The sequence below is a fragment of the Haladaptatus ordinarius genome (assembly GCF_054177595.1).
The window spans coordinates 1-10940 of record NZ_JBPEHH010000117.1 but is presented as its reverse complement, the minus strand read 5'-3'; the positions used below and the strand labels follow the sequence as shown (position 1 = coordinate 10940).

10 protein-coding genes and 1 pseudogene are annotated in these 10940 nt (G+C 62.8%); 6 read left to right on the top strand and 5 right to left on the bottom strand.

The window, feature by feature from the left end; all coding sequences use genetic code 11:
• Nucleotides 1–141 precede the first annotated feature (141 nt).
• Nucleotides 142–1020: pseudogene (locus ACR3FF_RS23255) on the bottom strand (acyl-CoA dehydrogenase family protein); the annotation flags it as partial.
• A gap of 220 nt (nucleotides 1021–1240) precedes the next feature.
• Here ACR3FF_RS23255 and ACR3FF_RS23250 point away from each other — a divergent pair.
• From ACR3FF_RS23250 to ACR3FF_RS23230, 5 genes are all read left to right on the top strand, one after another.
• Nucleotides 1241–1699 carry a DoxX family protein gene (locus ACR3FF_RS23250; RefSeq protein ID WP_458190517.1) on the top strand — a complete coding sequence of 153 codons (459 nt, stop codon included), beginning with the start codon at nucleotides 1241–1243 and terminating at the stop codon, nucleotides 1697–1699.
• Between the two features lie 187 nt (nucleotides 1700–1886).
• The gene (locus ACR3FF_RS23245) at nucleotides 1887–5879 is read left to right on the top strand and encodes a PAS domain S-box protein (RefSeq protein WP_458190516.1); all 3993 of its coding nucleotides are present in this window, start codon (nucleotides 1887–1889) and stop codon (nucleotides 5877–5879) included.
• Nucleotides 5880–5958: 79 nt separating this feature from the next.
• Nucleotides 5959–6243 (top strand): HalOD1 output domain-containing protein, encoded by a 285-nt coding sequence (locus tag ACR3FF_RS23240; protein ID WP_458190515.1) that lies wholly within the window; start codon nucleotides 5959–5961, stop codon nucleotides 6241–6243.
• Complete coding sequence (locus ACR3FF_RS23235; RefSeq protein ID WP_458190514.1) at nucleotides 6240–6443, top strand: DUF7576 family protein; 204 nt, start codon at nucleotides 6240–6242, stop codon at nucleotides 6441–6443. Before ACR3FF_RS23240 ends, ACR3FF_RS23235 begins: the two co-directional genes overlap by 4 nt.
• A 44-nt stretch (nucleotides 6444–6487) precedes the next feature.
• The gene (locus ACR3FF_RS23230; RefSeq protein ID WP_458190513.1) at nucleotides 6488–6625 is read left to right on the top strand and encodes a hypothetical protein; all 138 of its coding nucleotides are present in this window, start codon (nucleotides 6488–6490) and stop codon (nucleotides 6623–6625) included.
• Between the two features lie 226 nt (nucleotides 6626–6851).
• On the opposite strand, the gene ACR3FF_RS23225 is transcribed toward ACR3FF_RS23230, so the two are convergent.
• The 3 genes from ACR3FF_RS23225 to ACR3FF_RS23215 are packed head-to-tail and all read right to left on the bottom strand — an operon-like array spanning nucleotide 6852 to nucleotide 9141.
• On the bottom strand, nucleotides 6852–7112 hold the full coding sequence (locus ACR3FF_RS23225; protein ID WP_458190512.1) for a lipoyl domain-containing protein: 261 nt from the start codon (nucleotides 7110–7112) through the stop codon (nucleotides 6852–6854).
• On the bottom strand, nucleotides 7109–8131 hold the full coding sequence (locus ACR3FF_RS23220) for an alpha-ketoacid dehydrogenase subunit beta (RefSeq protein WP_458190511.1): 1023 nt from the start codon (nucleotides 8129–8131) through the stop codon (nucleotides 7109–7111). Before ACR3FF_RS23220 ends, ACR3FF_RS23225 begins: the two co-directional genes overlap by 4 nt.
• The gene (locus ACR3FF_RS23215; RefSeq protein ID WP_458190518.1) at nucleotides 8131–9141 is read right to left on the bottom strand and encodes a thiamine pyrophosphate-dependent dehydrogenase E1 component subunit alpha; all 1011 of its coding nucleotides are present in this window, start codon (nucleotides 9139–9141) and stop codon (nucleotides 8131–8133) included. The genes ACR3FF_RS23220 and ACR3FF_RS23215 overlap by 1 nt, the downstream gene beginning before the upstream one ends.
• A gap of 168 nt (nucleotides 9142–9309) precedes the next feature.
• On the opposite strand from ACR3FF_RS23215, the gene ACR3FF_RS23210 reads away from it, so the two are divergent.
• A complete protein-coding gene (locus ACR3FF_RS23210) occupies nucleotides 9310–10101 on the top strand; it encodes an HpcH/HpaI aldolase family protein (protein ID WP_458190510.1) in 792 nt (263 codons plus the stop codon).
• A gap of 114 nt (nucleotides 10102–10215) precedes the next feature.
• Here the strand turns inward: ACR3FF_RS23210 and ACR3FF_RS23205 are convergent, their stop codons facing one another.
• On the bottom strand, nucleotides 10216–10827 hold the full coding sequence (locus tag ACR3FF_RS23205) for a hypothetical protein (RefSeq protein WP_458190509.1): 612 nt from the start codon (nucleotides 10825–10827) through the stop codon (nucleotides 10216–10218).
• Nucleotides 10828–10940: the final 113 nt, after the last annotated feature.

The following is a 10940-nucleotide window of genomic DNA, read 5'->3' as shown; positions in this document are numbered from 1 at the left end:
ATCCATGTCACACAACTCTCCGTCATCATCTATATCAGGCCGCCAACTATGTGAACCATGCCGCATCTTACAGCCTCGGTTCGTCAGCTGCGGCGTTAGCACTTGTGGGTAAGAGACAGCCGTTTACGGCGGGGAGGATGTCACCGATTGACCGAACGCCTCGCGGTCGTTCGCGTAGGCGAACCCATCGTCCAGCAGTCGCTGGGCGTGGCCGACGGCCTCGGCTCCGAGTTCGAGACGGCCGAGCGACAGGAACTCCATCGCGTCGTAGAACGCGTGGCCAACCTCGCCGAGTACCCGGTCGTCGGGGAGGCGTACGCCATCGAGACGAATCTCCGCCTGCCACCCGCCGACGCCGATGGCGTTGTTTATCGACCCGAGTTCGAACTCGTCGCACTCGACGATGAAACACGTGATGCCGCCGTACCGCCCCGTCTCTTCTATCGGCGCGGTTCGCGCGAACACCTGGACGAAGTCACAGAACGGTGCGTTCGTAATCCACTGTTTCGCCCCGTCGAGGACCCACTGGTCGCCGTCTCTCTCGGCGGTGGTGGTCATGTTGGGCGAGTCCGACCCGACGCCAGGTTCGGTCTGGGCGAACGCGGTGGATTTTTCCCCTCGCACGACCGGTTCGACGTACTCCTCGTGCTGGTCTGCGTCCGCGTTGAGCAACAGCGGCTTCGGTCCCTCGGGACCCGCCAGCGCCCACCCGGCCAACTCGCTTTCGTGTGCCGCCGCGGCCTTTTTCGCCTCGTACCACGTCACGAGCGAGACGCCCTCGCCACCAGCCTCCTGCGGGAGATTCATCGCGTAGAAACCGGTATCGGCGCTCAGCCGTCGTACCTCCCGAACCGCCGCCACGACTTCCTCGACGGGGCGGCCGTCGGTACGTCTGCGTTTCCGCGGATTGGCGTACGTCTCCCCCAGTTCGTCTTCGATTGGGACGACCTCGCGGTCGAGGAAGGTTTCGAAACTGTCGAGGACGAGGCGCGTCTCCTCGTCGAGCGCGAACTCGACCATCAGGAAACACACCCAGCGGCGAATGCGGCGGTCGCGTCCTCTCTCGCGGCGTCGAATCTGCCGTCGGGACCCCACGTCACTGCAGAGTCGAGCCCCGCGCGGGGCGTCAGACCGGGTATCATGTTCGTCGGTACCTCTGTCCACGGCGGGGATAAAACCCCGACAGCATCGTTGCCGACCCCACCGAACGGACTTGGAACTGTGCACCGACAGCGACAGTATGGACTCGACGAGTCGAACGACTGCCGTGTACGACGCGTATCTTCGCGTTCTCGAACCGTACGCTCGGGCCGACGACGCCGTCCTTCGGGTCGGACTTGGCATCCTCATCTTCTTCGCCGGTCTCGACAAACTGTTCGAACCGATGGTCTGGGCGCGCTACACCGCACCCATCGTCGCCGCGCTCTGGCCGTACCCGCTGGGTCTCTCGATGGTCGTGAACGGCGTCGTGGAGATAGCGTTCGGCGTTGCGCTGGTCGTGCGGTTCTACACGCCCCTCGTCGCGGGGATAACGGCGCTCTCGCTCGCCGGCGTCGTCCTCAACCTCGCCATCGGCGCGGTCCAGACCGGACAGTTCGTGGACGTCCTCGTCCGCGACCTCGGGTTGACCCTGTTCGCACTCGGCGTGACGCTCCGGTCGATACGGCCTGCGAACCGACGCGACCGGAAGCCGAACTGACGGAGAAAGCGTTCGGTGCGGACGAGATTCGGCGGTCGCGCCAGCGAGTCGGCGGACGGTCCGTCGTCGGGGGACGACAGGGCATCGAGCCCGTAATCTCCGGAATCGTCCGGCCGTGTTAGAAGCCTTCATGATTGTCCATCCCATTGTAACCGTCAGCTTCTGTGTTCACCACGGAAGTGTCAGTATGAGATCATTCCCCGACAGACGGACTTCGCCGGACGCCGGTGGATTCGACGCCGTTGCGTCGTGGCTGCGTGAGGAGTCGCGGTCGTGTCCACAGCTACTCTCGGCGTTAGACGACACGATATTCGCATTCGCGTTCGAGCACAGTGAGTCACTGACGTGGTGGACCGACAGAGTGACCGATCTGACAGGATACGGTGACACGGACCTCGAAACGAAGCGTGCCGTCGAGCTGTTCGTCGAATCCGACCGGTTCGACGCCGGGGTACTATCGGCGCTCGAAGACGGCGAGGCGAGCGTCTCCGTGACCCTTTCGACGAACGGCGACGGCCATCGGTCGTGTGACTGTCGACTGAGCGAGATTCCCGAGAGCAACCTCGTCTTCGCGGTCGTCGTCGAGACGGCCCGTGAACCGGTCGACGAGTTCCACCAACCGGCGCGGAAACGGGAACTCGAACGCTACGAGACCATCGTCCAGACGGTCGGCGACGGTATCTACTCGCTGGACGAACAGTTCCGGTTCGTCTCCGTCAACGAGGAGATGACGGCGCTGACGGGCTACTCCCGGGACGAACTCGTGGGAGCACACGGCTCGCTCATCGCGGACGAAGCGACGGTGAACGAAGCGATGAGCCAACGTGACCGTCTCCTGGCGGGTGAGGTAGACGTCGAGAAGTACGACATCACCATCGATCGAGCCGACGGGACGACGGTACCCGTCGAAGTTCGGTTCACCGCCCTCACCGCAGACGACGGGTCGTTCGACGGGACGGTCGGCGTCATTCGCGACATCTCCGAGCGTGTCGAGCGCGACCACCGTCTCCAGGTCGAACGTGACCGGGTGGCAGCGCTTTTCGAGAACGCAGGCGATGCGATAGCGTACTGCGAGTCCGACGGCGACGTCCCGATAATCGAGCGGGTGAACCCCGCCTTCGAGGAGACCTTCGGCTTCACGGCAGAGGAGGTGGTGGGACGGCCGGTCGACGACGTGGTCGTCCCGTCGCCGTTCACGGATGAAGCGGCCGAAATCAACCGACGGGCACGAGCGGGCGAGTACCTCGAAACCGAGGTCAGACGAAAGACGGCACACGGTGTGCGCGATTTCCTCCTGCGACCGATTCCGACCCGTCTCGGCGAATCGAGTGAGCAGTACTACGCCGTGTACACGGACATCACCGGGCAAAAACGGCGCGAACGGGAACTCGAACGCTACGAGACCATCGTCCAGACGGTCGGCGACGGTATCTATACGACCGACGACCAGTTCCAGTTCACGACCGTCAACGACGCGCTCGTCGAGTTGACCGGTTACGCTCGCGAGGATCTCGTCGGAGCGACGCCCGCGCTGGTATCCGACGAGGGTGGCCTCGAAGAATCGACGACGTTGCGCGAGGGCGTGTTGGCTGGCGAAACCGATGCGGAGACGTACACGTCGAGTCTGTACACGGCCACCGGAGACGAGATACCGGTCGAGATTCGGTTCCAACCGCTCCCTTCGGACGAGCACTCCCGCGACCAGGGAACGGTCGGTGTCGTCCGCAACATCTCCGAGCGAATCGAGCGCGAGCGTGAACTCGAAGAGACGAAGACCAGACTCGAAGTCGCGTTGAAAGGAACCGAAACCGGCGTCTGGGAGTGGGATACTGACACCGATGAGGTGCTGTGGGACGAGACGGTCGAACGGATATTCGGCCTCGACCCGGGGACGTTCGAAGGAACCTACGAGGCGTTCATCGAGCGGGTCCACCCCGATGACGTCTCTCTCATCGAGGAGGAAAGCTGGAACCAGAACATCGAGTATCGGATTCACCGCGAAGATGGGGCCGAACGCTGGGTCGAGGCGATGGGAATCGGATACGGCGATTCCACCGACCCGAATCGATTCGTCGGCATCGTTCGTGATATCACCGACCGCAAGGAGCGCCAGCGAGCACTTCGACAGAACGAAGAACGGCTTCGAACTGTTATCGAGAATGTCCCGGTCATCGTGTTCGCTATCGACGACGCGGGGACGTTCACGCTCTCGGAAGGACGAGGACTGTCGGCACTCGATGCGTCCCCCAGCGAAGCCATCGGCGACTCGATATTCGACTGGTTGGCCGATTATCCCGACGCCCTCGCGGACGTTCGACGGGCGCTTGCAGGTGAAACGTTCCGCGCTGTCCACGAGATTCACGATTCACATTTCGAAACCTGGTATCAGCCGGTACGCGATGCGACAGATGCGGTCACGGGCGTCATCGGTGTCTCGATGGACGTCTCCGAGCGAATGCGTCACGAACAGGCGCTCACGGCACTGCACACCCAGACACAGGCGATGCTCGACGCGGATTCGAGGGAGGAAGTCGCGCAAATCGTCGCCGATGCGGGTGCGTCGGTCCTCGACCTCCCCGGCGTGGTCGTTTACTTCTTCGACGAGGAGACGAACACGCTCCAGCCGGTGGCACATTCGGACGACGTTCCGCCGCTCGTGGGGTCTCCGACGCCGTTCGCGGCGGGCAAAAGTATCACCTGGCAGGTGTTCGCCACGGGAGAGACGCACGTCTTCAACGACGTGCGTGAGTCCGAGTACGTTTACAACCGGGAGACGGACATCAGGAGCGGCCTGTACGTGCCACTCGGTGACCACGGCGTCCTCATCGCCGTCGACGACCGACCGGGGGTCTTCGAAACGGACGCCGTCGAACTGGCGAGTATCTTCGCTGCGACGACGCAAGCAGCACTCGACCGAGTCAGCCGCGAGTCCGCGCTCCGCGAGCGGGAAGAAGAACTCGAACGGCAGAAAGCACGACTCGAACGACTCCACGAAACCACGGAACTCCTTCGAGACATCGAGCACCTCCTCGTCCTCGCCGACTCGCGTTCAGACATCCTCAGGGACGTCTGTGAGCGTCTCGCGGCGACCGACCGATTCGCCATGGCGTGGGTCGGGACCCTCGACGAAACGGAATCGCAGGTCGTCCCCGAGGCGTGGGCGGGGACGGAACGCGGCTATCTTGACAGCGTCTCGCTCGGAACGAGTGACGACCGGGCGACGCTGGAACCGGCGGTGACCGTAGCGTTGGACGGGGAACTGACGACTATCGACAACGTCTCTGCGGGCGGGGACCGTGTCAGTTGGCGACCCGAGGCGCTCAAGCGTGGTTACCAGGGGGTCATCAGCTTACCACTCGTCTATCGGGACCACTCGTACGGCGTCTTGACGGTCTACGCGACCCGCCCCGACGCGTTCAACGACTTCTCACGGGCGGTGTTCGAGGAACTGGGCGAGACCATCGCGTACGCCATCGACGGCATCGAAACGAAACGTGGCCTCTTGACCGACCGGATTTCCGAGTTGGTTCTGTGCGTGCGTGACTCGGGCGACATTCTCCAGCGACTGGCCACCGCGATGGAGTGTACGCTCGTGTACGAGGGAATCGTCTCGGACGACGACACAGACCACCTGTTCGTTACGGTTCAGGAGACAGACGCGGGCGAAGTCGAGGCGTATCTCGACGAGGTGGCGGGGGTCGTCGCCAGTCGCCGCGTCACCGAACACGATGGTTCGGTGCTGTTCGACCTCTCCGTTACGGAGCAACTGCTCCCGGTCGCGCTCGGGGAACGCGGCGCGGTGCCGGCGTCGATTATCGCTACGGAAGCCGAGATTCGTGCAGTCGTCAACGTGCCACACTCCATCGACGTTCGAGAGTTCGTAGAGGCGCTTCGACTGCGCTATCCGGGGCTGGAACTCGCCGCTCGGCGTGACCGCGAACGCCCGCTACAGACGGTACAAACCTGTCGCGCTGTCTTCAAGGACCGACTCACAGACCGCCAGCAACAGGTCCTGGAGACCGCGTATCTCAGTGGATTCTTCGAGTCGCCACGCAACACCACGGGCCAAGAGGTCGCACGCTCGCTCGACATCGCCCAACCGACCTTCATGAACCATCTCCGTGCCGCCCAACGGAAGCTGTTCGAACTCCTCCTCGAACCCGAACCACTAGACATCTAGCCCCGGTCACTTCACGGTGCTCCGTAGCTAGCTGTAATCACTATGTCGATACTGCTCGTCAACGGTTAGCATAGAACGTATGAGCAAACGAAGTGACTCAGGTTTCGTGTCGGTCGAGGATGGACGCGTCAGCGAGGCAGTTCTCCGCGCCGTCGCGAACGCCACCGGAATCGACCCCATCGATATCGACACCCCGTTGTACGACGTAATCGACCCCGACGCTCTGGACCGGCTGTTTCGACCCTGTCCGACGACCGAACGGAAAACCGAATCGAAGGTCAGCTTCACCATGGGTGGGTGTACGGTGACTATCACCGACAATCGAGTCGTGGAAGCGACACCGCTGTCTGCAGTCGAGTCATGAACGACGATTCCGAAGTGGAAAAACCAGAAACTCGAACCAGCGTCGACTCGTCGACCGAACGACCGGTGTGTGCCCAGTGTGGCGACCCCATCGAGACCATGGACTGGTTCCCTGTCGTCACGGAAACGACGGACGTCGGGTCGGTTCGCCTCCACTCGTTCTGTGACGAAGCGTGTCACGATGCCTGGAAGAGAGACTGAACGCCATCTCACCGACCTCCCGTACCTCTACCCCGAACCCCACAATGACGACGAACGACCGACTCTCACGAATCCGGTTTACCGAGTATTTCGACGATGGCGGCCGGGTCGTGATGGTGTACGACACGCGGAACGATGGTGCGTGGATTCGTTCGTCTCTGACCTACCCCGTCGACTGTTGACGGAGTGACGATTCGTCGTTCGAACCGGTCGCCGCTCATCTGCCGACCGTCCCTCATCTGCCGACCGTCCCTCATCTGCCGACCGTCCCTCATCTGCCGACCGTCCCTCATCTGCCGACCGTCCCTCATCTGCCGACCGTCCAATCGAGACGCACGCGAACTCCACGTCCGCCCCGAACCCCACGGTGGACGGTCGAAAACGCGCCCGAAGGGGTGGTGACACCGTTCAATCGGGCCGAATGTGCGCCAGGCTGTCTCCCCGTGTAAACTCACCGTTCTCCGGTATCGCCACCTCGACGACCTGGCCGCTTTCCGGTGCCGGCACGTCCACACTCACCTTCTCGATCTGGATTTCGGCTATCGTGTCCCCACGCTCGACGTGAGCGCCCTCGCGGACGAACCAGTTAGCGACGATAGCTTCCTCGACATCTTCGGCGTCCGTCGGCCATACGTCGGCAGAGTCCACGTCGATGGTTTCCCCACTCATTCCTGGACGTCGCGTACCGCTTCGGCGATGTCGTCGACACCGGGATTGACCTCCTGCTCGAGCGGACGGGCGTACGGTATCGGCACGTCGGGCATGGTGACGCGGCGAACGTCCTCCAGATCGTCGAGCGCGCACTCGGCCGCCTGGGCGATTATCTCGCCGGAGACGCCGAACGAGCGGTAGTCCTCGTCGACGACGACCAGCCGACCCGTCTTTCGGACTGACTGCTCGACGGTTTCGGTATCGAGTGGCACTAGCGTCCGGAGGTCGACGACCTCCACGTCGATTCCCTCGTCGGCGAGTTCCTCGGCGGCCGCGAGCGACCGATGGACGTGCAGGCCGAGCGTGACGACTGTCACGTCCTCGCCCTCGCGTTTCACGTCGGCTTCGCCGAACTCGATGGTGTAGTCGTCATCTGGTACCGGCGTCTTCGGACCTTCCGGCGCGGGCATCCAGCCAATACCCATCAGCCGTTTGTGGAACATGAAGACGACCGGGTCGTCGTCGCGGATGGCGGCGTGCATGAGACCTTTGGCGTCGTACGCAGTGGACGGGACGACAACCTTCATCCCGGGAAGGTGGGCGAAGGTGCCGTACAGCGTCTGGGAGTGCTGGGCAGCGTCGTTGTAGGTGCCGCCGACCGCGGTCATCAGAACCATCGGGACGCTGACGCCACCGCCGCTCATGTACGTGTTCTTCGCCATCTGGTTGTAGATCTGGTCCATGCACACGCCGAAGAAGTCGACGAACATGAGTTCGGCAATCGGGCGCAATCCAGCCTGTGCCGCACCGACAGCCGCGCCGACGAAACTCGTCTCGCTGATCGGTACGTCCATCACCCGGTCTCGGCCGAACTCCTCCAGCAGTCCATCAGTGCTGTCGAAGATACCGCCGTAGTCGGCGACGTCCTCGCCCATGACGAACACCTCGTCGTTCTCCTCCATCTCCGCGGCGATAGCTTCTACCATCGCCCGACTCATCGTGAGTTCGCGTTCGGTCGTTTCCTGTGCGCTCGCCATCAGTCGTCACCTCCCGATGGCGTGGTCGTCGGCCGTGGCGGCCAGCGTTCGAGCGGGTTCGTGAACACGTCCTCGTACGCCGTTTCGGGGTCCGGCTCTGGCTGTTCTTTCGCCCACTCGATGGCCTCGTCGACGCGCTCTTCGGCACGCTGACGGATGGTGTCGAGGTCGTCGTCCTCGACGCCACGTTCCCGAAGGTCGTCGGCCAGTCGTTCGATAGAATCGAGACGCTCGGCCCGCTCCGCGTCCTCCTTCGGGCGATAGCCTTCGGCGTCTCCCATGAAGTGACCCATCCGGCGATGTACCTGCACTTCGAGCAACGTCGGTCCGTTGCCGGCACGCGCCCGGCCGACGGCGTCTTCGGCCGCGTCGTACACGGCGACGGCGTCGTCGTAGTCGACGCGAACGCCGGGGAGGCCGAACCCGTCAGCACGCTGTGCACCGTTCTCGACGTCGGTGATTCGCTCTTTCGGCATGCTGATGGCCCAGTCGTTGTCCTCGACGACGAACACCACCGGCAGGTCGTGGACGCTCGCGAGGTTGAGCGACTCCAGGAAGCCTCCCTGGTCGATTGCACCCTCGCCGAGGAACGCGACCGCCACGTCGTCCGTGTTGCGCTTCTTAGCCGCGAGTGCCGCCCCGACCGCAGGTGGACAGCCCTCCGCGATGATGCCCGAACACGTGAAGTTCACCTCGGGGTCGAACAGGTGCATGTGACCGCCTTTCCCCCTGCAGAGCCCGGTCTCGCGCCCGAAAATCTCCGCAGTCATGCGTTTCAAATCGACGCCTTTGGCGATGGCAACGTGGTGAGGGCGGTGTGGCGCCGTGACGGTGTCTTCGTCGTGGAGGTGGGCACATACACCTGCTGCTGACGCCTCGTGACCGGCGGCGAGGTGGAGTTCGCCCGGAATCGGTCCGGCGGAGATGTCGAACGCAGGCTGTTTGCCCTCCAAGTACTCCTCCTGGAGGCGCTCTTCGTAGTGACGTGCGGTCACCATCTGTTCGTACATCTCTTGTAATCTGGTAACACCCGGCATGGTCTTCCCTCACCTGGTACCACGACGAGACTAATAAGACTGTACTCTCCGTGTACTCCGACACTATCGAACCGTTCTCGTCTCCTCGGACCGGAGAGATGGCAAGCAGACTTATCGAAATCCGCCGCGACGCTTCGTGGCATGGGGGAAACACCACGAACCAACGAGCTTCGTGCCACGCTCGACGGCGATGCTGTGGCGCTCGGGGTGCTCGAAAACACGTACACCCCGACGCTCGTCGAATTTTTCGGTGAGCTGGGGCTGGATTTCGTCTGGATAGACTTAGAACACGCAGGCCCGAGTCCGTGGGACGGAGAACGGCTAGAGGAACTGCTACGGGCGGCCGACGTTACCGGGACGGAGCTCCTCGTTCGACTCCCGGCCCCCGACCCGGGGCTCGTCAGGAAAGCCCTCGACGCTGGCGTTCGAAACCTGTTCGTATCGCGAGTCGAGACGGCGGAGGAAGTCACCCGTATCGTCCGCGCAGCACGGTTTCGCTACGACGACGCTGCGGGTGCGCGCGGCCTCGCGAACCCGCGCGCAAGTCGGTGGGGGATGAGGGACGAGTACGTTCGAACAGAGGACGAGGAGACCGTCGTCGGCGTGACGGTCGAGAATCCGACTGCGGTCGAGAACCTCGACGACATCCTCACCGTGCCCGACCTCGGCTTCGTATTTATCGGGCCACTCGACCTCTCGGTAGCACTCGGCCACCCCGGCGAACTGGACCATTCGGATGTCCAAGACGCAGTCGAAACGGTACGGGCAACGAGTATCGATGCGGACGTGCCGGTCGGCGGCCTCGGCTTCGGGATGGACGACGTGAACGAGAAAGCGAACTCGGGGTATCAGCTGCTGAACCTCGGTAGCACGACTGGTGCCCTCCAGCAGGTCGTCTCGTCGTGGTTCGATGCGTACGACGCCAGTCGGTAGCCCGCTGTCGCGTCGCTCGTTCACGATGCCAGCGTCGGTATCACCAGACACTGGTGCGGAGTACGAAAAGAGGCGGACGTCGATACGTACCGTTCGTCACGAATCGCGGGGAACTTACCGTCCTGCCACCGGTACGCGTCCCCAACGGAAGGCGTTCTTCGACTCAGTAGGTGTTGTCGTAGGACGGAGGTTATCGCATCCCCGGTCCTGGAATCCGTTGACGAGCGTGTTCTTTTTGAGATACACTCCGTCACCGCTGGCGTAGAGTCTGGCCCCGACCTTACCGGCGGTCGATTTGGCGTAGATGTTCTCGACCCACGTGTCGTCGGCGTGGTTGTTGACCGGAGGCTCGCGACTGACGTACTTCCCATCGTAGAGCAGATAGTCTCTCCCGTGCAGTTCGATGGCACAGCGGCGCCAGGTCCCGGTCTGTCTAACATCGAGGTTGTGGAACTGGCACTCGTCGCGGTCACAGCGGATGGCTGCGCGCGCGCTGTCGTGGCCGCCATCGCCTTTGAACTCGCTGTCTTCGACGTACACTGGCTTGTTTCCATCCTCGATATAGAGGGAGAAGCCACCGACCGCATCGTGGACGAACTTCGTTCGCTTGATTCGAACCTTGTTCGTCTTACCCGTGATTCGCATCCCGTGTGTAACCTCGTCTCCGGCAGTTCGGACGGTCGAATCCTCGTGGCGGAGGAGGCCGAGGTTCAACGTCTTGGTCACCTACCCCGGCGTAAACGCCGGGGCTTGTGTATGGCCAGACCAGGCCAGGAACACAACTTCTTACCGGTGTTCTCTCGCTCTACCCCTGCTACGCACCCATATAGGGCTTCACA

Coding starts and splice junctions, on each gene's coding strand:
- ACR3FF_RS23250 (WP_458190517.1), top strand. CDS start 1,241: ATGGACTCGACGAGTCGAACGACTGCCGTGTACGACGCGTATCTTCGC.
- ACR3FF_RS23220 (WP_458190511.1), bottom strand. CDS start 8,131: ATGGCGAGCGCACAGGAAACGACCGAACGCGAACTCACGATGAGTCGG.
- ACR3FF_RS23240 (WP_458190515.1), top strand. CDS start 5,959: ATGAGCAAACGAAGTGACTCAGGTTTCGTGTCGGTCGAGGATGGACGC.
- ACR3FF_RS23225 (WP_458190512.1), bottom strand. CDS start 7,112: ATGAGTGGGGAAACCATCGACGTGGACTCTGCCGACGTATGGCCGACG.
- ACR3FF_RS23235 (WP_458190514.1), top strand. CDS start 6,240: ATGAACGACGATTCCGAAGTGGAAAAACCAGAAACTCGAACCAGCGTC.
- ACR3FF_RS23210 (WP_458190510.1), top strand. CDS start 9,310: ATGGGGGAAACACCACGAACCAACGAGCTTCGTGCCACGCTCGACGGC.
- ACR3FF_RS23215 (WP_458190518.1), bottom strand. CDS start 9,141: ATGTACGAACAGATGGTGACCGCACGTCACTACGAAGAGCGCCTCCAG.
- ACR3FF_RS23230 (WP_458190513.1), top strand. CDS start 6,488: ATGACGACGAACGACCGACTCTCACGAATCCGGTTTACCGAGTATTTC.
- ACR3FF_RS23245 (WP_458190516.1), top strand. CDS start 1,887: ATGAGATCATTCCCCGACAGACGGACTTCGCCGGACGCCGGTGGATTC.